Source organism: Paenibacillus sp. FSL R7-0340, from assembly GCF_038002205.1.
In the GTDB taxonomy this organism is placed as follows: domain Bacteria; phylum Bacillota; class Bacilli; order Paenibacillales; family Paenibacillaceae; genus Paenibacillus; species Paenibacillus polymyxa_B.
The window spans coordinates 928,307-951,616 of the sequence record NZ_JBBOBY010000001.1 but is presented as its reverse complement, the minus strand read 5'-3'; the positions used below and the strand labels follow the sequence as shown (position 1 = coordinate 951,616).

The 23,310-nt window shown below is 57.3% G+C and carries 4 protein-coding genes and 1 pseudogene; all 5 read right to left on the bottom strand.

Annotated elements, in window-relative coordinates; all coding sequences use genetic code 11:
• Positions 1-161: 161 nt before the first annotated feature.
• Entirely contained in the window at positions 162-1,895 is a 1,734-nt protein-coding gene (locus MKX59_RS04200) for an ABC transporter ATP-binding protein (protein WP_028542659.1), read from the bottom strand.
• Positions 1,892-3,718, bottom strand: coding sequence for an ABC transporter ATP-binding protein (locus tag MKX59_RS04195; protein WP_028542658.1), 1,827 nt, complete (start codon positions 3,716-3,718; stop codon positions 1,892-1,894). Before MKX59_RS04195 ends, MKX59_RS04200 begins: the two co-directional genes overlap by 4 nt.
• Positions 3,708-7,016: a non-ribosomal peptide synthetase gene (locus MKX59_RS04190; RefSeq protein WP_310168857.1), complete on the bottom strand. Its 3,309-nt coding sequence runs from the start codon at positions 7,014-7,016 to the stop codon at positions 3,708-3,710. The genes MKX59_RS04195 and MKX59_RS04190 overlap by 11 nt, the downstream gene beginning before the upstream one ends.
• Before the next feature lie 154 nt (positions 7,017-7,170).
• Entirely contained in the window at positions 7,171-22,056 is a 14,886-nt protein-coding gene (locus tag MKX59_RS04185; protein ID WP_340857666.1) for an amino acid adenylation domain-containing protein, read from the bottom strand.
• A gap of 679 nt (positions 22,057-22,735) precedes the next feature.
• Positions 22,736-22,936: pseudogene (locus MKX59_RS04180) on the bottom strand (diaminobutyrate--2-oxoglutarate transaminase); the annotation flags it as partial.
• Positions 22,937-23,310: the final 374 nt, after the last annotated feature.

The window sequence follows — 23,310 nt, the reverse complement described above, 5'->3', positions numbered from 1 at the left end:
TAGAAGAACCGCGCAGGCCATTCCCGGAACGGCTCCTTCGGACTCTTCCTCCTTTTTCGTGTCTACGTTTTCTGGTAACTACCGGTTATAAAGTCATACCTCGGATTACTAAAAGACTCTGTCGCATTCGCAAGCAGGAAGCCGCCCGCCGTAAAGCGGGTCTAGCCGTACAGCCGGGCGTAATAACCCCCGAGCGCCAGCAGGTCCTGATGGCGGCCCCGCTCGACGACCGTCCCTTGGTTCATGACGGTAATCAAATCCGCATGTTCCACGGTGCTGAGACGGTGGGCGATCAGAATGGTGGTGCGCCCCTTCATCAATACGTTCAGGGCCTGCTGTACCCAATGCTGGGATTCATTATCCAGCGCGGAAGTCGCTTCGTCCAGCAGCAGAATCGGAGCGTTTTTGAGAATCGCCCGGGCGATCGCAATTCGCTGCCTTTGTCCGCCCGACAACGACGCTCCTCTCTCTCCCACCGGCGTTTTATACTGTTCAGGAAGTTCCTGAATGAAATGGTGAGCGTACGCCGCTTTGGCCGCTTCGATCACTTCTTCATCCGTTGCATCCGGGTTGCCGTAGCGGATGTTTTCCTCAATCGTGCCGGTAAACAAGAACGGCTCCTGCGGAACGTATGCAATCTGCCTGCGGATTTCGTCCAGCGTGTAATGGCCGAACGGTTTGCCTTGGAGCAGGATTTCTCCGCTGTCCACAGGATAAAAGCCGAGCAGCAGCTTGATCAGCGTACTTTTGCCGCTGCCGCTGGCCCCCACGATAGCGGCGACCTGGCCGGGAAACACCTGCATGGACATGTCGACAAGCACCTTTTTATCCGCCTGATAGGAAAATTCCACATCGCGAAACTCCACCGCAGCCTCCGACACGAGCTCGCTGTGAGGAGATCCCAAACGCTCCGGTTCCTCTTCCTCTCTTAGTACCTCTTGAATCCGGTGAGCGCCCGCGAGCGAATTTTGGATCATCGACAGAACCATCCCCAAGTTCAACAAGGCGTGCGTCAGATTCACTTGCAGAACCGCCAGGGCGGCGACGCTTCCCATCCCCATCAATCCGTAGGCATAAAGAAGACTGCCGATGACGATGATGCCGCAGAACGTGACGTAGCTGATAAAATGGTTCACCGCAGCCTGCATGCCGTTCTTCTGCGCCGTTTGCCGAAGCGTCTGCGTCATTTGTTCGTTCAACGCCTCGTACTGGCCGTAAATCGTGCGGATGCGGAACAGCTTCACCAATTGAATGCCGCCCATAAAATCTTTGAATTTTTCGGTCATTTTACCGAGCGTTTGCAAGCCTTGTTCGGACAAGACGCGAACATCCCGCGCAAATTTCAGGCTGACCACGGAGGACAGCAGCAGAATGACAAAGGATACGCCGGCAAAACGCCAATCGATCAACACCATGGAGACAATGGAGCCGATGCAAAAGACAACTTGAAGCAGCAAAACGAAGTAAACCTGCGAGAATGTAAACTCAACGGTCGTTACGTCGTTGTTCACTCGCGACAGCAAGTCCCCATGGTGCGTCTGCTCCAGAAATTTCGGCCGCACCCGGCACAGCTTGTCATAAAGACGTTCGCGGATATTCAGCACAGTCAGCTCGACACTGCGCTGGTATAAGTAAATGAACCAGGGAGAAACTATATTTTCCAGGAACAGGGACACGCCCAAAATAATAAAGGCTTCCACCATCAGGGACGTATCTCGGGACACGGAGAAATCAACCAAGTTTTGTACGACCAAGCTGAAGGCGATCAGGAACAATGTCTGGGAGAGCGCCGTCACGACCAGGCCAATAGCGTACTGGGTTTTGCGCTTGCCGTTCATAAACGTCAGCAAGTAGCAGAGTTCTTTCACTTGCGAGAGCCATCCGCCCTTTTTCAAGTGTACGCCACCTCCCTGCGTTCGGCAGACTTGGTAAATTCCTGGTAGTACGACTGGGCGTACAGTCCCTTCATCTCCAGCAATTGTTCATGAGTGCCCTTTTCCACAATATTTCCTTGTTCCATGACCCAAATTTCGTCGGCGTTTTGTACTGTGGAAAGCCGGTGGGCAATAACCATCGTCGTTCTCTGCTTCAGCAATATGTTAAGCGCTTCCTGAACCGCGCTTTCCGACTCCGGATCAAGAGCCGACGTTGGCTCGTCCAGCAGCAGAACGGGAGCATCCTTCAGAAAAGCCCGGGCCATTGCAATGCGCTGGCGCTGCCCGCCGGACAAAAAGCCTCCGCGCTCTCCGACATACGTCTGATAGCCGCCAGGAAGCTGCATAATGAAGGAATGCGCCTGAGCGGCTTTGGCGGCTTCGATAATCTCGTCCATCGACGCTTCTTCCCGCCCGTAGCCGATATTTTCGGCGATCGTGCCGCTAAACAAATATGAATCCTGGGTTACCACGGAAAAATACGACCGAAGCTGCTCCGGATCGGCGCCGTGGATCAGGCTGCCGAACACGCGGATTTCTCCCTGGTCCTCCGGAAGTGGATAAAAGCCGCATACAAGCTTAAACACCGTGCTCTTCCCTCCGCCGCTCGCTCCGACAAGCCCGATCGTCTTTCCTTCCGGCACTGAGAAGCTGACATTCCGCAGAATCGGGGAGTTCTCCTCATACCCGAAGGTTACGTTCTGAAACTCGATGGGGGCGGCGCTTGCTTTCGGAAGCGAACGGCCATTTTCCGTTTCGGTCGGCTGCTCGACGATTTCGGAGACCCTTCTCAGGGCACCGGACATTTCGAACGTCCGCGTGATGAGCTCGGGAATATGCTCCAGCGGCTCCAGACACAGATTCAGCAAGTACAGGAAGGCAATCAGCTCTCCCGCACCTAGCTGCCCGTTGTAGATCAAATAGCTTCCGTAACTGACGGCGAAAATGATCGGGCTGATCATCAGCGTGGAAAGCAGCGGGTTGACCCAGGCTTCCCGCTTTTTCACGGCCAGCTTTTTTTGAGCCGTCAATTGCAGCAGCACTTGGTAGGAGCGAGATAACATGCCGGATAGCAGATAGCTTTTTACAATAGGCATACCCCCAAGCGTATCCTGGAGGTTGACGTTCATTCGGCCCATGTTCACCTGGGCTTCCTCCGTTAACCGCTCCAACTGCTTGCCGATCCATTGGGAAACCAGCAGCGCTAAGGGAAATAACAGCAGGCTGTACAACATCAGCTCCCATTGGAGGTAGATCAAATAAGCGAAACAGCCGATGAACAAAAGCGGATGATAAAACCACTGGGCGAAGTCCCGAACCATAAACTGCTGGATGAGCTGCAGGTCGTTGTTGACCCGCGACAACACGTCGCCGGAATGCTGCTTTTCCAAATAGGAGACCGGGAGTTTGCCGATATGACGCATGACATGATTGCGGATATCCTGCACCGCAGAGGCGCTGCTTCGCTCCACGCCGAAGCTCATGAAAAACTTCGCCGGCACACCGATCAAGATGACCACAAAGACCGTGTACACGATTTGCAGAACGACTGGCCCCGCCCCCTTCTCGGCCTGGGTGGTCAGCTGCTCGATCAAACTTCCCGTCCATACCTCAATAACGGCGGCGGCAATCGCGGACAAGATACCGACGATCATCCAGCCTTTGTGACGGCTTACATAGGACATCAGCCAGCGGAACGCTTTCCAGGCGGCGTAAGCGGTTTGGCGCCTGGAAGACGCCGCTGTGCCTTGTTCTAGAACAGACGGCTGTCGGTCAGCTTCCATGCAGTACCCCGGCCTCCGCTTCGATTTGCCGCTTGACTTGCTCTAAGATGTCCCGGATGACGACGGCCGTTTCTTCCACGCGCGCGAGTTCCAGCAATTCCTCGTGCGCGCCCTCCAGCCGGTAATCGGCATAAGCTTGCGTCGTTGCCCCCCGCCAGGAAGGCAATTGGTACTTCAAGCGGAACGCTTCGCTGTCCTTCGCAATCAGTTCGTAAATCCGGGCCGGGATCGTGCCGGAATTAATAAGCTGCGCTTCGTACGCCAAGGTCGCTTTGACCTTCCGATGAACCCGCTCCCGCACGAGCGGGTTGCTCATTAATTCCTTCTCTTCTTCGTCGAAATCAGCAAGCATTTCTTCAAGCTCTTTCTCCGACGTTTCGGAAGGCGTCAGCGCGTCCTTAATCCACGAGTCCACCATGAGCACGTCCGTTACGGAATACCCTCTTTTCTCCATCGTTTTGGCTACCTCGAACGTCAGGTTGCCTCCGAAGCAGTAGCCGAGCAGCACGTAAGGTCCTTCCGGCTGGATGCGGACGATCTCGTCCACATAACGGTTCAGCATGGCCTTGTAATCGACGGCATCGTCGATAAAATCAATGCCGTAGAGCACGAACCGGCCGTCGAGCCTGCTTGCGAGCTCTCGATAACCGATGCCGAAGCCGCTGCCCGGAGGGAAGCAGAACACGTTCAGATCTCCTGCTTTATTCAGCTTAATGAAGGAGTCTCCTCCTTTATCCAGGCCGAGATCCCCCTCTCCGAAAGCCATGGCTTCAACTGTTACATTATGGAATTGGCGGTTCAGCGGTATCTCAAATCCCGTTTCATCATAAACGGCTTGAACGAGCCTCATCAGACTTAACGAATTGCCACCCAACTCAAAAAAGTTATCCTTTACGCCGACCTGCGGAACGCCAAGCGTATCCTGCCAGACGCGGGCGATCTTCATTTCAAGCAGCGTTCTCGGCGCGACATATTCCGCTCCTCCGACCGCGGCTTCCTCCGGCGCGGGCAGCGCTTTGCGGTCGATTTTCCCGTTCGGGGTCAGCGGCATCCCCGAAAGCTGCACGAGGTACGAAGGAATCATATACCCCGGAAGCTGCTTGGCGAGCTCCTCCTTGAGTTCATGCGCCGCCAGCCTCGTTTCCGCGACATAGTAAGCGACAAGCTGCTTTTGGCCGTTCGCGTCGTCGCAGTCGAGCACCTTGGCTTCTTGCACGGCGGCGATCTTCAGCAGTTGCGTCTCGATTTCGTCCAGCTCGATCCGGTACCCGCGGATTTTGACCTGGTGGTCGATCCGTCCCAGGTATTCGATGTTGCCGTCCGGCAGCCAAGTCGCCAAGTCGCCCGAGCGGTACAGTTTCTCCCCCTCCGCAAACGGGGAATCGACGAACTTCTCCGCCGTCAGATCTGGACGGTTCAGGTATCCTCTCGCAAGCCCTTCCCCGGCCACGTACATTTCGCCCGCTACGCCGATCGGCACAGGGCGGTGGTTTTCATCCAGGACGTACACCCTCAGCGTCGGGATCGGCTTGCCGATATTGCTCTTCGCCGCCTCCATTTCGACCCACGTGATTTCCTTATACGTCACGTGAACCGTCGTCTCGGTAATGCCGTACATATTGATCAGCTTCGTCTCCGGGTACTTCGTTTTGAAGCCCTTGAGCAGCAGCGGACTGAGCGCTTCGCCCCCGAAGATGACGTTGCGAATCCGCAGATCGTACGGATGGTCCGCCAAGACCTTACGCAGCAGCTGGTAGAAGTACGTTGGCGTCTGGTTCAAAATCGTGACCTGTTCGCGGCCCAGCAGCGCCAGGAAATCGACCGGATTTTTCGCCGTGAGCGGCGGTACGATGACCAGCTTGCCTCCGTTCAGCAGCGCTCCGTACATTTCCCAGACGGAGAAATCGAAGCAGAACGAGTGGAACAGCGTCCACGTGTCGGACGGCCCGAAGTCGAACAGGTTCTTGTCGTTGAACAGGAGCCGCACGACGTTCTTATGCTCGATCAGCGTTCCTTTCGGTCTGCCGGTCGTTCCCGACGTGTAGATGACATATGCCAGGTTGCCCGGCCCGGAAATCGGCTCCAGGTTCGAAGCGTCCAGCGCATCGGCGGCGTCCGCCCCTCTGTCGCCCCAAACGAAATCGTCCAATTCGAGGCGCGTTCCTGCGAAGTCGGTCTTCTCGTGCAGATGCTTTTGAATCAGCAATAACGGCGCGCCCGAATCCTCGATCATGAAGCGGATGCGCTCCTCCGGGTAGTCGGGATCGACAGGCACGTAGGCTCCGCCCGCTTTGAGAATCGCCAGAATGCCGACAACCATATCGAGCGATCGTTCGGCCAGAATCGCTACCAGCTGGTCCGCTTCTACTCCCGTCTCCCGCAGCTTCCGCGCAAGGCGGTTGGATCGCTCGTTCAGCTCGCGGTAGGTCAGCTGCCGCTCGTTCATGACGGCGGCCACGTTGTCCGGGTAAAGCTCCGCCTGTTCTTCGAACAAGCCGTAAATCGTTTTCCCCCGCTCGAACCCGGTTTCGGTGTCATTAAATCGCTTCAGCAGCGTCTCCCTCTCGTCTGGGGACAGCACATCGGCTTGTCCGAGCTCCAGATCCGGCTGAAATAAAAGCACGGACAGCAGCCGAACAAGATGGTCGGCCGCCTGTTCCACAAATGCCCGCTCGTACCGCTGCCCGTCAAAGCTTATTTCCAGCTCGATGGAGTGGTTTTGGCGGTCGAAGCGAAAAACCGTATCAGCCGCCACCCGGTTAACCAGCGGTTCCGGATGAATCGGGGCGAAGGATGCGACGGTGTTGACGACCGGGAGGCCGTCCCCCGTATAGTCCAGATGGAGCGGCTCCACCATTTTCCGAAAAGGCAGGTGCTGATGCTCCAGCGCCTCGCCGATGGAGGCTTTGATGCCCCCGAGCAGCGTTCTCAGCGTCGTCTGGCGGCTTACGGACGTCTTGATCACCAAGATGTCATGCGGCGGCGGAGTCCCGTCGGGGTCTGCGCTATAAGAAGGCATGCCGACCAGCACTTGGTCCCGCCCGGTATATTTGAACAGCAGGCTTTTTACTCCTGCCAAAACAATCATGTACAAAGCCAAATTCGAACCGTTGGCGAGGCAAATGATTCTCTCCGAGAGTTCGCTCGGCAGAGTACGGTGAAGCAAGCCCGGCTCGGCCGCAGCTTCCCCGTCGGCGGATAATTTGGAGGATTGACTGTAGGGAAGGAAGCTCAGGCTGTCATCGGCATCAAACTTGCCGCTCCAGTACCGTTCTTCCTTTTCAAACAAAGATTTCATTTGTACCTCCCCTAAAAATGAAGTGACCGCATGCCCTGGCGCAGGTCCGAAAAAGCTTGCTTTCGGCCTGCGCGTTTACGGGCTTGGACGTTGTTCGCCGTCTTCCTTGGGATGCGCGCCGCTTTCGCTTGACGGCGGAGGCGCGCTTGTAGGATTAGAACGCGAATTCGATCGTATCGACGGCACTCTTTGCGCCTGCCGCCGGTTTATGACATTCAATCCGACTTAGCTCGAGTTGTGGATTTTCCGCAATTTGAGACAGTACCCGCAGGTAATCCTCGGTCAAGGTGCGGATCATCGCTTCTTTGAACAGCTTGGTGGCGTAGAAAAGGCCCCCGCTCAGCGCCCCGTTGTTTTCATACATAAACAGCGTCAGATCGAACTTCGCTTCTTCCAAATGGTCAAGCTCGTAAGTCTTCAGGCTGACCCCTTCCAGCTCGGCGTCTCGTTCTTCGATATTTTGCAAGTCGAAAACGGCATCGAACAGCGGGAAGCGGCCCGGCTCCCGCTTCACATTCAAACGCTCCACGAGCTCCTCGAATGGATAATCCTGGTTCTCGAAAGCACCCAAAGCCGTTTCCTTCACTTCTTCCAGGTAGGACAAGAACGTTTTGTCGCCCGACGGACGATTGCGGATCGCCAGCGTATTGACAAACATCCCGATGACCGATTCCAAATCGGCGTTCGTTCTTCCCGCCACCGGGGTGCCCACGACCAAGTCCTCCTGCCCGCTGTACTTGGACAGCAGCACGGTATAAGCCGCAAGCAGCACCATGAACAGCGTGCTTTCACGCTCGGCCGCCAATTTGCGCAGCCGCGCAGAGAGAGAAGCTTCGACGTCGAACTCCAGATGCGCGCCTTCGTAGCTGCGAGCCGCAGACCGTTCGTAGTCCATCGGCAGGTCCGCCGTCGGCAGCTCGCCTTCGAAGGTTTGCAGCCAGTACGCTTCCTGCCGCCCGATCCGCTCTCGGTGGGCCTTCGACTGCTGCCAAACGGCATAATCCTTGTATTGAATGCGCAGTGGCGGCAGTTCTTCCCCGGCGTAGAAACTTGAGAACTCATCGATCACAATCGCCATCGATACGCCGTCGGACACCATATGGTGCATGTCGAAAAGGAGAATATGCAGGTTCGACTCCAGCTCGATGACCCCGGCTCGCAGCAGCGGCGGCTTGCCGAGATCAAACGGACGAACGAAGCTGCGGACGATCTGCTCGATTTGAACCGCATCTTCTTTATCCGCTTGATGATGCTCGATAGCAAAATCGACCTGCGGGTAAATCCGCTGAACCGCTTCGCCCTTCACGATTTCAAAACCGGTGCGCAACGATTCATGCCGTGTTATCAATTTCCGCAAGGCGGCTTCCAACCGGTCTAAATCAAACTCGCCTTCCACCTGCACCAGCTCCGGCATGTTGTAAAGCTGATCCGCTCCATCCAGCGTGTGCTGAATGAACAGCCGTTTCTGCGCGGAGGACAGAGGGTAGTACTCTCTCTCCTCCGCTTGAGGAATGGCCTCATGCTCCCGCCGTTCCATCCGGGCGATCGCCTCGGCCATCGCCGCAATCGTCGAGTGACGGAATACGTCGCGCAGCGGCAGGTTGACGTTTAATTCCTTAAATACCTTGCCCGCCAGCGTCGTCGCTCGCAGGGAGTGGCCGCCGATGTCAAAGAAGTTGTCGTGAACGCCAATCTCCTTCGCAAGCCCCAGCACCTCCTGCCAAATCGCCGCCAGCTTCGTTTCCAGCTCATTGCGCGGTGCGACGTACTCCGTTCCGCTTCCCGCTTCCCCTTCCGGCGCCGGCAGCGCCTTCCGGTCAATCTTTCCGTTCGGCGTCAGAGGCAGGCGCTCCAGCTCCACGAAGTACGACGGGATCATGTAGCCCGGCAGCTCCTGCGCCAGCGCGCCGCGCAGATCGTTCACTGCCAGCTCCGCTCCGGCATCCGGCGTGTAATACGCGCATAGCGCCTTCTGCCCGTTCGCGTCACTTCGAACCAGCACCACCGCTTCGCGCACGCCTTCCACCCGCAGCAGCTGCGACTCGATCTCGCCCGTCTCGATCCGGTAACCCCGGATTTTCGCCTGGTTGTCGATCCGGCCGATGAAGTCCACGTTCCCGTCTTCCATCCACCGCGCCAAGTCTCCCGTGCGGTACAGCCGCTCGCCCGCGGCGAACGGGCTGTCTACGAACTTCTCTTCCGTCAGCTCCGGACGGTTCAAGTACCCGCGCGCCACTCCGACTCCGCCGATGACCAGCTCGCCCAGCACCCCGACCGGCACCGGATTCAGATGCGCATCCACGATGTAGAATTTCGCATTCAGCGACGCTTTGCCGATCGGCACATGGCCTGTCTGCGGCAGCTTCGCCAGCTCCTCGTCGTAGAAGCTTGAGTCGATCGCCGCTTCCGTCACGCCGTATGCGTTGATGATCCGGAACAACGAGCCGAAGCGTTCCTGCAAGGTCCGGTAATCCGCCACGCTGCAGCTGTCCGAGCTCGTGATCAACAGCTCCAACCGGCTCATGTCCAATTGCTGCTCGTGCACGTACTCCAGGAACGGCACGATCAGCGCCGGCGTCGATTCGAAGATGGTGACCCGCTCCCGCTCAATCCAGTAGTGCAGACGAGACGGATCGATCCGGTCGTCCTTCGGCACAATCACCATCGTGCCTCCGTTATACAGCGTCCGGGCGATATCTCCCACGAACACGTCAAACGAGAAGCTTGCGAGCTGCAGCAGCCGCACCGGGAACTGATCCAACCGGTATTCCCGCCGGTAGCCCGCCGCCGTGTTCACCAGGCTGCGGTGCTCGATCATCACGCCCTTCGGCTTGCCCGTCGTTCCCGACGTGTAGATCACGTACGCCAGGTCCTCCGGACGGCATTCGTGCAAGTGATCATCCGCTTCCAGCGGCGCATTCGCCCGCTCGTCGCTGTACGACGCTTCATCGTCGAGGTACAGCACCGCCGCCAGCGCCAGCTCCTCTTCGCCGAGCCATGCTTCGGCACGCTCTCGCAGCGGCGTTTGCGTCAGCAGCACCTTCGCTCCGCTGTCTTCAAGCATGAACCGCACGCGGTCCGCCGGATAATCCGGGTCGAGCGGCACATACGCACCGCCCGCTTTCCAGACGGCCAGCACGGCCACCAGCAAGTCCACCGAACGCTCGGCGAGAATGCCGACGATCGTCTCCCGGCCGATGCCGCTTGCGCGCAGCGTGCCCGCCAAGCGGTTCGCCCGCTCGTTCAGCTCCGCATACGTAAGCCGGTCGTTCTCGTACACGACGGCCTCCGCTTCCGGCGTGCGCTCCGCCTGTTCCTCGAACAGCCAGTGGAACGCGGCCGCAGGAGCCGCTTCCGGCTGCGCCGGGTTAAACGCGCCGAGAATTTGTTCTTTTTCCTCTGCCGTCAGCAAGTTCAGCTCGGCGATCTTCGCATCCGGACGGCTTACGATCGTTACGAGCAGCTGCTCGTAATGTTTCGCCAGCCGTTCGATCGTCTCCCTTTTGTAGAGAGCCGTCGCATATTCGAAGCTGTAATCCAAGCCGCCGTTCTCCTCGCCCACATCCAAGCTGATATCAAACTTCGCGGTATCCAGTGCGCTCGGATAAGGAATCAGGCGAAGCCCTTCCAGCTCAAATTCCTCGTTCTCCGTATTCTGCATTGTAAACAGCGTGTCGAAGAGCGGATTGCGGCTTAAATCACGGGTGACTTGCACCTTGTCCACCAATTCTTCGAACGGATAGTTTTGATGCTCGAAGGCGTGGAGGGTCGTTTCTTTGACTTCGTTCAGGTATGACAGGAATGTCTTCTCCGAAGCCGGATAACTGCGGATAGCCAGCGTGTTTAAGAAAATCCCGATCAACGGCTGCACATCCCCATGATTCCTTCCGGCAATCGGCGTACCGACGATCACGTCTTCCTGACCTGAATATTTATGCAGAAGGACGTTATACGCCGCAAGCAGCACCATAAACAGCGTTGTGCCCGTTTCCGAGGCCAGCTGCTTCAGGCCGTCGGTTTTCGAAGCGTCGAAGAAAAACTCCAGCGTTTGGCCTTCGTAGCTCTGCACGGCCGGACGCGGATAGTCGGTCGGCATTTCCAGCACCGGAAGCTCGCCTTGGAACATGTCCAGCCAGTACGCCTCCTGACGCTGAAGCCGTTCCTTCTGCTCCTGCGAATGCTGCCAAACGGTGTAGTCTTTGTACTGAACGCGCAGAGGCTCCAATTGCTCGCCGCCGTACAAGCGGACGAATTCTTCAACAAAGATTTCCATCGAGACGCCGTCGGAAATAATATGATGCATGTCGTACATTAGAATATGGCGTTCCGGAGCCAGCTCGACAAGGCCTACCCTCAGCAGCGGAGGCTTCGCCAAGTCAAACGGACGGACGAAACGGCGAACCGTCTCTTCGGCCTCTTGCTCATCCACTCGATAGAACTCCACAGCAAAATTCACGTCATGGTATAACCGCTGCGATGCTTCGCCATCCACCATTTCGAACCCGGTGCGCAGCATTTCATGCCGCGCCACGAGCTTACGGAACGCTTCTTCGAACCTTGTCCGATCCAAAGCACCCTCCAGCAGCATCGCTTCCGGCATGTTGTAGCTAAGCTCCGCGCCTTCCAGTTGATTCAGGATAAAGAGACGTTTTTGAGCAAAAGATTGCGGGTACACCTCCCGGTCATCCGCCACCGGAATGGCAACGAATGTCTGCTCATCCAGCCGGGAAATGGCGGATGCCATGCTCTCGATCATGGAATGGCGGAACACGTCACGCAGCGGCAGATCCACGTTCAACTCTTTATGAATCTTGCTGACCAGCGTCGTCGCCCGCAGGGAGTGGCCGCCGATGTCGAAGAAGTTGTCGTGAACGCCAATCTCCTTCGCAAGCCCCAGCACCTCCTGCCAAATCGCCGCCAGCTTCGTTTCCAGCTCATTGCGCGGTGCGACGTACTCCGTTCCGCTTCCCGCTTCCCCTTCCGGCGCCGGCAGCGCCTTCCGGTCAATCTTTCCGTTCGGCGTCAGAGGCAGGCGCTCCAGCTCCACGAAGTACGACGGGATCATGTAGCCCGGCAGCTCCTGCGCCAGCGCGCCGCGCAGATCGTTCACTGCCAGCTCCGCTCCGGCATCCGGCGTGTAATACGCGCATAGCGCCTTCTGCCCGTTCGCGTCACTTCGAACCAGCACCACCGCTTCGCGCACGCCTTCCACCCGCAGCAGCTGCGACTCGATCTCGCCCGTCTCGATCCGGTAACCCCGGATTTTCGCCTGGTTGTCGATCCGGCCGATGAAGTCCACGTTCCCGTCTTCCATCCACCGCGCCAAGTCTCCCGTGCGGTACAGCCGCTCGCCCGCGGCGAACGGGCTGTCTACGAACTTCTCTTCTGTCAGCTCCGGACGGTTCAAGTACCCGCGCGCTACTCCGACTGCGCCGATGACCAGCTCGCCCAGCACCCCGACCGGCACCGGATTCAGATGCGCATCCACGATGTAGAATTTCGCATTCAGCCACGCTTTGCCGATTGGCACATGGCCTGTCTGCGGCAGCTTCGCCAGCTCCTCGTCGTAGAAGCTTGAGTCGATCGCCGCTTCCGTCACGCCGTATGCGTTGATGATCCGGAACAACGAGCCGAAGCGTTCCTGCAAGGTCCGGTAATCCGCCACGCTGCAGCTGTCTGAGCTCGTGATCAACAGCTCCATCCAGCTCATATCCAGCCGCTGCTCGTGCACGTACTCCAGGAACGGCACGATCAGCGCCGGTGTCGATTCGAAGATGGTGATCCGCTCCCGCTCCATCCAGTGGTGCAGACGAGACGGATCGATCCGGTCGTCCTTCGGCACAATCACCATCGTGCCTCCGTTGTACAGCGTCCGCGCGATATCTCCCACGAACACGTCGAACGAGAAGCTTGCGAGCTGCAGCAGCCGCACCGGGAACTGATCCAACCGGTATTCCCGCCGGTAGCCCGCCGCCGTGTTCACCAGGCTGCGGTGCTCGATCATCACGCCCTTCGGCTTGCCCGTCGTTCCCGACGTATAGATCACGTACGCCAGATCCTCCGGACGGGCTTCATGGAAGCTGTCGGCATTCGTCCGCTCCTCGCTGTACGACGCTTCGTCGTCCAGGTACAGCACCGCCGCCAGCGCCAGCTCCTCTTCGCCGAGCCAGGCTTCGGCACGCTCTCGCAGCGGCGTTTGCGTCAGCAGTACCTTCGCTCCGCTGTCTTCAAGCATGAACCGCACGCGGTCCGCCGGATAATCCGGGTCGAGCGGCACATACGCCCCGCCCGCTTTCCAGACGGCCAGCACGGCCACCAGCAAGTCCACCGAACGCTCGGCGAGAATGCCGACGATCGTCTCCCGGCCGATGCCGCTTGCGCGCAGCGTGGCCGCCAAGCGGTTCGCCCGCTCGTTCAGCTCCGCATACGTCAGCCGCTCGTTCTCGTACACGACGGCCGCCTCTTCCGGCGTGCGCTCCGCCTGTTCCTCGAACAGCCGGTGGAACGCTGCCACAGGAGCCGCTTCCGGCTGCGCCGGGTTAAACGCGCCGAGAATTTGCTCTTTTTCCTCTGCCGTCAACAAGTTCAGCTCGGCAATCTTCGCATCCGGACAGCTTACGATCGCCGCAAGCAAATGTCCGAAATGAGTCGACAGCCGCCGGATCGTGCTTTCTTTATAAAGAGCCGTTGCGAATTCAAAACTGCACTCCAGGCCGCCGTTTTCTTCCGTAACATCCACACTCAGGTCGAACTTGGCCGTGCCGTATTCGCTAGGGTACGGGGACAATTTCAGCCCTTCCAGCTCAAACTCTTTATCCTCCAAGTTTTGTAGGGAGAACATCGTGTCAAACAGCGGGTTGCGGCTCAAATCCCGGCTGACCTGCACTTTATCAACGAGCTCTTCGAACGGATAATTCTGATGCTCGTAAGCGCCTAAGGTCGTTTCTTTCACTTCTTCCAGATACGACAGGAAGGTCTTCTCCGAAGCCGGATAATTGCGGAGCGCCAGCGTATTGACGAACATTCCGATCAAAGGCTGCGTGTCTCCGTGCGTTCTGCCCGCAATCGACGTTCCGACGATCAAATCGTCCTGACCTGTGTATTTATGCAAAAGCACGGTATATGCCGCAAGCAGCACCATATACAGCGTCGTTCCTCTTTGAGCGGCCAGCTGCTTCAAGCCTTCGTTCGTTGCCTCGTCCACGAAGGACGTCAGCGTTTGTCCCTCAAAGCTCTGCACGGCAGGACGCGGATAGTCCGTCGGCATTTCCAGAACCGGCAGCTCGCCCCGGTAACGGTCCAGCCAGTAAGCTTCCTCGCGTTTCAACTGCACTTTTTGCTCGTCCGACTGCTGCCATACCGCATAGTCCTTGTATTGAATGTGCAAAGGCTCTAATGACTCGCCGCCGTACAGACGAACGAGTTCCTCGACTAACACGTCCATCGAAACCCCGTCGGAGACGATATGGTGCATGTCGAACATCAGCAAATAACGTTCGGCTGCCAGCTCTACGAGCTCCGCCCGCAGCAGCGGAGGCTTCGCCAAGTCGAAAGGCCGGATGAAGTCCTGCACGACTTCAGGCGCTTCTTCCTCGCTCGTATGACGGTACTCGACGGCAAAGTCGACGCTCTCGTAAATGCGCTGTATTGCTTCGCCTTGTACGATCTCAAGGCCGGTTCGCAGTGTTTCGTGCCGTGCGATCAGTCCGCGGAAAGCCTTCTCCAGCAGGCTCCGGTCAATCGATCCTTCCAGGAGCAGCACGCCCGGCATGTTGTAGCTCTGATCGGCCCCTTCCAGCTGATTCAGGATAAACAGCCGCTTCTGAGCTGAGGAAAGCGGATAATATGCTCTTGCGCCTGCCAGCGGAATCGACGAGAACGACTGCTCTCCGATCCGGGAGATGGCAAGAGCCATCTCTTCGATTGTCGAGTAGCGGAATACGTCGCGCAGAGGCAGCTCGACGTTCATTTCCTTCTGAATCTTGCTGACAAGGTTCGTCGCCCGCAAGGAGTGGCCTCCGAGCTCGAAGAAATTGTCCAGGACTCCAATGCCGGAGTAGCCCAGCACTTCCTCCCAGATCTTCACAAGCTCGGACTCCGTCCGGTTACGCGGCGCTACGTATTCGACGCCCGTTTGTATGCCGCCTTGCGGCTCCGGCAGCGCTTTGCGGTCCACTTTGCCGTTGGTCGTCAGCGGCATGCGCTCCAACTGCACGAAATACGACGGGATCATGTACCCCGGCATTCCCTGGGCCAGCGAGGTTCTCATTTCGCTGACCGTCAGCGTTCGGTCCGCCACAAAGTAGGCGACAAGCGCCTTCTCGCCCCCGCCGTCCTGACGGGCGAGCACCACCGCTTCTTCCACGCCCTCGACGTTCAGCAGCTGCGTCTCGATTTCGTCCAGCTCGATCCGGTACCCGCGGATTTTGACCTGGTGGTCGATCCGGCCCAGGTATTCGATGTTGCCGTCCGGTAGCCAAGCCGCCAAGTCGCCCGAGCGGTACAGTTTCTCCCCCTCCGCAAACGGGGAATCGACGAACTTCTCCGCCGTCAGATCCGGACGGTTCAGGTATCCTCTCGCAAGGCCTTCCCCGGCCACGTACATTTCGCCCACTACGCCGATCGGCACAGGGCGGCGGTTTTCATCCAGGACGTACACCCTCAGCGTCGGGATCGGCTTGCCGATATTGCTCTTCGCCGCCTCCATTTCGACCCATGTGATTTCCTTATACGTCACGTGAACCGTCGTCTCGGTAATGCCGTACATATTGATTAGCTTCGTCTCCGGGTACTTCGTCTTGAAGCCCTTGAGCAGCAGCGGACTCAGCGCTTCGCCCCCGAAGATGACGTTGCGAATCCGCAGATCGTACGGATGGTCCGCCAAGACCTCACGCAGCAGCTGGTAGAAGTACGTTGGCGTCTGGTTCAAAATCGTGACCTGTTCGCGGCCCAGCAGCGCCAGGAAATCGACCGGATTTTTCGCCGTGAGCGGCGGTACGATGACCAGCTTGCCTCCGTACAGCAGCGCTCCGTACATTTCCCAGACGGAGAAATCGAAGCAGAACGAGTGGAACAGCGTCCACGTGTCGGACGGCCCGAAGTCGAACAGGTTCTTGTCGTTGAACAGGAGCCGCACGACGTTCTTATGCTCGATCAGCGTTCCTTTCGGTCTGCCGGTCGTTCCCGACGTGTAGATGACATATGCCAGGTTGCCCGGCCCGGAAATCGGCTCCAGGTTCGAAGCGTCCAGCGCACCTTCGGAGTCCGCTCCTCTGTCGCCCCAAACGAAATCGTCCAATTCGAGGCGCGTTCCTACGAAGTCGGTCTTCTCGTGCAGATGCTTTTGAATCAGCAATAACGGCGCGCCCGAATCCTCGATCATGAAGCGGATGCGCTCCTCCGGGTAGTCGGGATCGACAGGCACGTAGGCTCCGCCCGCTTTGAGAATCGCCAGAATGCCAACGACCATATCGAGCGAGCGTTCGGCCAGAATCGCTACCAGCTGGTCCGCTTCTACTCCCGTCTCCCGCAGCTTCCGCGCAAGGCGGTTGGATCGCTCGTTCAGCTCGCGGTAGGTCAGCTGCCGCTCGTTCATGACGGCGGCCACGTTGTCCGGGTAAAGCTCAGCCTGTTCTTCGAACAATTGAACGAGCGTCTTCCCGCGCGGAAATTCCGTGGTGGTGTCGTTAAAACGTCCGAGAAGGTCGGCCTTTTCCGCCTCCGTCACTAGTTCCAGCTCGCCCACGGTAATTTCCGGGTTATCCGTCACTTGCTCCAGCAGATGGACGAGATGCCCCTTGAGCCGCTCGATGCTGTCTTTATCGAACACTTCGGCGTTAAAGTCGAACCGAATTTCGATCTCGGCTCCCGGCACCACGGTCACGTTGAAGTTATAGTTCGTCTGCTCCTCCATCTGAACGTCAGCGATCGTCAGGTCGCCGTGCTGCTGGTCGCCCGCCTGCTCCATCTGCTCGTCCACCGGATAGTTCTCGAAAGCGATGATATGGTTGATCAGGTTCTGCTTTTGCATGCTGCGGGCTTGAATTTCATACAACGGATAGTAATCATATCGCCCGGACTCCAGCGCACGCTCTTGGAGCTTCGCCATCATATCGGCGAACACGGTGTCGGCTTCGCTCGTGACGCGGACCGGCACCGTATTGATGAACAGCCCGATCATGGACTCGATGCCCGGGATTTCCACCGGTCTTCCGGCCACGACGCTGCCGAATACGGCATCGTTTGTTCCGTTATATTTTTGCAGCATCACGCCCCAAGCGGCTTGCAACAGCGTATTGACCGTAACCAGGCGCTCTTTCGCCACCCGATCCATCCGCTCGCTCAACTCCTTGCCCAGCTCGGCGGTGACGTGATCAGCCGTAAATCTGCCGTTCAGCGCCGGTTCCTTTTGTCCCGGGAGTACAGTTTGCCCTTCATAACCTGACAGGAATGCCGTCCAATAGCCGGATGCCGCCTGATCGTCCTGTTTCTCCAACCATTCGATATAGGCGCCATAATCCGATCCCTTATCTCCCGCTGGCTGCTTGCCGGATGCCAAGGTCGAGTACGTCTCAAACAGCTCCTGCGTCAGCTGCGCCAGGCACCAGCCGTCCATCAAAATATGCTGGAAACTCCACAGCACATGATAGCTTTGCTCTTCGGTGCGCAGGATCGTAACCCGAACGAGCGCGTCATGTTCCAGGTCGAAGCCGCGAAGCTTGTCATCCTCGGCCTTTTTATCCAAATACGCTTGTTTCTCGTCCACCTGCAAATGAAGCAGCTCTTCATATTCAAAGCCGACCGGCTTGTCGCGGTATATGATTTGCAGCGGCTCGCCCGCCGGTCCTTTCACAAAATTCGCCCGCAGCACCAGATGACGTTTTGCAAGCTCCATCCAGCTCCTCTCGAAAAGCTGGACGTCGAGCGCTCCCCGCATCGTAAACCGCGTCTGCTCGAAGTAAGCGGCAGTTTGCCGGTCAAGCGCGCTGTGGAACCACATGCCCTTCTGCATCGGCGTAAGCGAGTAAATATTTTCGATTTCCCCGAGATGGCCCGAGCGCTGGGCGATTTGCTCCAATTCCGCGATGGTCAAGCCTTTAAATTGCACGTCGCTCGGCGTCAATTCGGTGTTTTCTTTGCCTGCGCAGTGGGTAATGAGCTCTCGGAGACTTTGCTCAAGCCGCTGAGCGAAGGCTTCCATCGTTTCCTTGCGATACTGCTTCCGGCTGTAGCTGAGATCGAGCGATAAAGTGCCGTCCAGCACCATGCCGTTGATATCCAGCACAAAGCTGCGGGCCTGCCGGTCGCTGGCCGGGCTGCCGCTGGAATAAGAAGATATGCCGATCTCGTCCTGATTGACATCATCGTCGAACTGGCCGAGGTAGTTAAAATTAATTTCCGGCTCTGCGCCCCAAACAAAGCCATCCTCCGATTTGGAGAGATAGCGGCATACGCCGTACCCAAGCCCCTTGTTCGGAATGCGGCGCAAGCTTTCCTTGACCTGTTTAATCTGATAGGCCAAATCCCGGTCGGTTTCCGGCTCCAGGACGACCGGAAACTTGGTCGTAAACCAGCCGACTGTGCGCGTGATGTCGATATCCGTTCCGATCGATTCGCGTCCGTGTCCTTCGAGATTGATCCGCACCCGTTCGTGTCCCGTCCACTTGCGAACGGCTATGCCGAGCGCCGTTACCAAAATATCGTTCATTTCGGTGTTGTAGGCCCGGTGAACCCGCTTCAGCAGCAGCTCCGTTTCTTCGGGAGTCAAACGGACGAACAGCGATTCGCTGTCCTGCTGCGTCGTAACGTCCGCCTCCAGATCCTTCGGCACGGCCGGAACCGCAATTTGTTCCACGGCCTGCCAATAGGCCCGTTCCTTCGCCATCTCCGGGCTTTGCGCGTAAGCGGCTAACTGCTCGGACCAAGTGCGGTACGCATCCGTTTTCGCCGAGAAACGAATTTCCTCGCTTTTGCCGGCCTGCTCGTAACCCAGAGCGAAATCCTCCATCAAAATGCGCCAAGACACGCCGTCCACCACGGCATGATGAACCGCGAGCAGCAAATGATCGCCGTCCGCGCACCGGAACAGTCCCGCCTTCACGAGGGGCCCGTTCTCCAGATCGATGCCCGCTTGAATGTCCGTTGCCTTCGCTTCCACAGCCTGCGCGGTATTCTCCGCATCCTTGAAGTCGAACACGTCCAGCGTGAACAGCCCTCCGTCCTGAATCGCGCGGTTCCGCGCGCTAAACCCTTGTTCCGTCTTGCGGAACATCATCCGCAAGGCGTCATGATGCTCGGCCAGCTTTTGCAGCACCTGACGCACCGTCTCTTCGTCGAAGCGTTCCTTCCGGTACAGCATCACCGACTGGTTGAAATGATGCGGGTCCGCAAAGGAGCTCTCGAAAAACCAATGCTGAATCGGCGTCAGCGCCGTTTCACCCGTTATTTCGCCCTGATCAATGGTACGTCCGATCGGTTTCACATGCAGGCTGAGCTGTGAAATAGTCGGATATTTGAACAAATCCCGGATTTCCAGCTTGTACCCGGCTTGATGAAGCCGCGAAGATACTTGAATGGACTTGATCGAGTCTCCGCCCAGCTCGAAGAAATGATCCGTTACCCCAACGCGATCGGCGTTCAATACCGCCTGCCACACATCGGCAAGCGTCCGCTCGGCTTCATTGCGGGGAGCTACGTACGCGCCGCCGGTCAGCGCGTTTCCTTCCGGAGCGGGCAAAGCCTTGCGGTCGATTTTGTCGTTCGGCGTGAGCGGCATCTGCGGAAGCTGAACAAAATGCGCCGGAATCATGTAATTCGGCAATTTTTGCGCCAGCGCGCTTCTTAGCTCGCCGAGCGTAAGCGGGCGCCCCGCGACCAGGTAAGCGCACAGTTCTTGCCCGCTTTTGCCTTCCCGCGCGATTACGATCGTCTCCTGCACGGAGTCGATCTTCAGAAGCTGCTCTTCAATCTCGCCGATCTCGATCCGGAATCCACGGATTTTCACCTGATGGTCGATCCGGCCCAAGTACTCAATATTTCCGTCCGGCAGCCAGCGGGCGAGATCTCCCGTCCGGTAAAGGCGTTCTCCCGGCGCAAACGGATGTTCCACGAACTTCTCTGCCGTCAGCTCCGGATGGTTCAGGTAACCTCTCGCAAGCCCCACGCCTGCCACGCACAGCTCGCCGTCCACTCCCGGAGGCACAAGCTGCAGGTGGGCATCCAAAATAAAAATCCGGTGATTGGCCAGCGGGCGCCCGATCGGAATGACTCTGCCCTCCGGCTGCTCCTCATCCGCATCCCAAAGCGTCGTAACAATCGAAGCTTCGGTAGGGCCGTAAGCATTGAAATAGTGGACCTTGCGTTTCCACTGCTGCACGAATTCGGCCGATACCGCCGAGCCTCCCGTTACGAGCTTCGTTAAGCTGGGAAGGCGGTCCGGGTTCAAATAAGCACTGTACGTCGGAGGCAAAATCGCCGCCGTAATCGCATGCTCGTTCATATAACTCTCGAACAGGCGGTTGTCGAGAATCGTCTCGGCCGTCGGGATGTACAAAGCCGCGCCAAAATAGAGCGCTTTGAACACTTCCCAGCAGGACGCGTCGAACGACAGGCTGGCGAATTGAACGATCCGGTCATGCTCCGTGATGCCCAGCCTGTCCGCGAACATCAGCTTCAAGCTGACCAAACCGCGATGCTCCAGCATGACCCCTTTGGGATTGCCCGTCGTACCTGACGTATAGATGACATAAGCCAGATCGTTCGGACCGCTGGCCGGCTCCAGGTTCGAGCCATCGTCGCTGTAGGCCTGCTCGTCATCCAGCGCCACCACGGTCCCTTCGAACGGCACCTGCTGCAGCAGGTGCCGTTGAGTCAGCAGCAGCTGCGCATTCGAGTTCTCCAGAATGTAGCGGATGCGTTCTTCCGGGTATTCCGGGTCGATCGGCACGTAGGCACCGCCAGCTTTCAGAACCGCCAGAATGCCAACGACCGTCTCCAGCGATCTCCTGACCATCAAGCCTACCAGCTGATTGGGCAGCACGCCGACCGATCGCAACGTCCGCGCCAGCCGGTTCGCCCGTTCGTTCAGCTCCGCGTACGAAAGCCGCCGCCCCTCAAAGACAACCGCCGTCGCTTCGGGCACCCGCTTCGCCTGCTCCTCCACGAGCTGATGAATCGTCCGATCACGGGGATAGTCCTTCTCGGTATCGTTAAAGCTTTGCAGCAATTGAAATTTCTCGTCTTCCGACAGCATGTCCGCCCGCACGATGTCCAGCTCCAACTCGTGAAGCCCCACGGCCAGCAGGCGATTCAGATGGCCGACGACCCGAGTCATAAACTCGGAGTCATATAAGTGCTCGTTATATGACAGCGCTAGCTGTATCGTCCCGTCGGTTAAGCTGAATTCAAAGGAACAATCCGTGACCACATTTTGCCCGATTTCGTCCAGATGCAGCTCCTTAAGGGATACTAGCGTATGGATGACGGGTATACCGTCTGCATATTGCAGGTCCAGCTTCTCCGTCATTTTCAAGAACGGAATATGTTGATGCTGAATCGCTTCCGGCAAGGAAGTCCTCAGCTCGCTCAGAAGCGTTTTAAAAGTCGCACCCGCCGAAAGCGAGTTTTTCAAAATGACCGTATGATTAACGGATCGACGCGTCTCCGTCGGTTTCCGTACAACCGGCATGCCGACCAGAATGTCAGAAGCGCCTGTGTATTTATGCAAGAGTGACTGAACACCGGCGAGCAAAATCATGAAAGCGGCCAGCGGAGCGCCCTTGCTCATTTGAAGGACGCGCTGCGCCGCTTTTTCCGAAAGCGAACCGCCCACGGTTTTCATAATGGGCGCCAGGGAGCTTGGAGCTTTGCTGTAAGGCAGCGGCGTCAAGGTATAATCGTCGCTACCGAATTTTTCGTTCCAAAACAACGTTTCTTTTTCAAAAGCCATCTGGATCGTTCCCCTCTCTTCATCGGTAAAAGCAATCCGGCGGAGCATATGCCGCAGCAACGCTTCAGCCTCGCTCCCCGCCTTTTCAAACATGTGACAACAATGTCAATGGCTTTCGCCAGGTCACCGCTTCGCTTGCCCGTTTGATCGCATGCGGCAATCCTCTGCCTAGCAGCTGTCCCGCTCGGCTCCCATGCGTGAAAGACAACAAAGAGCATCGTTCTACGCAAGAGATGCAGCTGCTTCCGGCTCCTCTGCTTCAATATGCTTGCTGCGGACGAGCCGCCCGAAGACGGGCTTTGGTTTAACATTGGGTTCGGAATTAGATTTGGGGGTGGACAAGGGATGTTCCACCCATCGATGTTAGGCTTGCTGTAGGGTTCCGGCCGGCCAGCAGGAAGTCGACCGTACCTCCGGATTCGGCACCGGAGCTGCCTTTGTCGAAGCCTATGTTTAAGGGATATTGATACACTCTATGTACGATTTTAGTATTCCCCCGCCTGGTGTGGATAAGTAAAGATCTGGCTGCGGGGTAGTGAGCTTTTCCTGACGATTAGATGTGACAATGGTGCTGCATGAGGCTCAAAGAATGCTCCGTATGGCATAAACGGGACAGCCCTTGGATCGGCGGTGAATTCCATGCTGCCTGACGGTACCGCAGGCAGCATGGGGAGAAAATCTTCCAATGGGATGAAAACGTTATCTTAACATCAGGGCCGCACGACCCCCAGAAGGCACTTCCGTGCCTCTTGCCGGGGCGTCCACCTGCTTTCGTTACCAGCAAATCCTGGGTCTCCTGAGAGATCACCTGCTGCATACTGGACTTGATAATGTCGCAGCCGGCGGCCAGATGCTCCATCGAGACGGTCAGCGGAGGCATGATCTTCAGCACGCAGTCTCCTCTGCCGGCTCTTTCAATGATGAGCCCGTTCTCGAAGCTGATCTCCGTCATCCGCTTCGCCTCGGCTTCATCCTTTCTGAACCTTCTGAAGTCATGGAGCAACATATTCTCGGCAGTCATTTTCCACAATTGTCGGTCCCCGCATGCCAGCTTGCTGGGTAGCCAGTGGACTGGTCTCTCGCACACAGCTTGGATAGGTATAAAAACCATCCAATTCTATTTTCTATCATAATTGGAAAGGTAACCTAAGTAAAATTATATCAAAATTCCGAAGAATGTATAGTAAAACTTTAGTTAAATTTGGTCAAGGTGTTAATATTTTGCCTAAAAAGAGCGAATGGAGAAGAAACGCTGGGAATGGTTTGCCATCAATCGAGGAATTCGACGCGTGTCGACATTCAGGCGGGGTGCCAGCCGATTTGGGAGATCTTCCCTGTATACATTCT

What these genes read in the sequence shown, in the direction of transcription:
- MKX59_RS04190 (WP_310168857.1), bottom strand. Translation starts at nt 7,016, where the DNA reads ATGAAATCTTTGTTTGAAAAGGAAGAACGGTACTGGAGCGGCAAGTTT.
- MKX59_RS04195 (WP_028542658.1), bottom strand. Translation starts at nt 3,718, where the DNA reads ATGGAAGCTGACCGACAGCCGTCTGTTCTAGAACAAGGCACAGCGGCG.
- MKX59_RS04185 (WP_340857666.1), bottom strand. Translation starts at nt 22,056, where the DNA reads ATGTTTGAAAAGGCGGGGAGCGAGGCTGAAGCGTTGCTGCGGCATATG.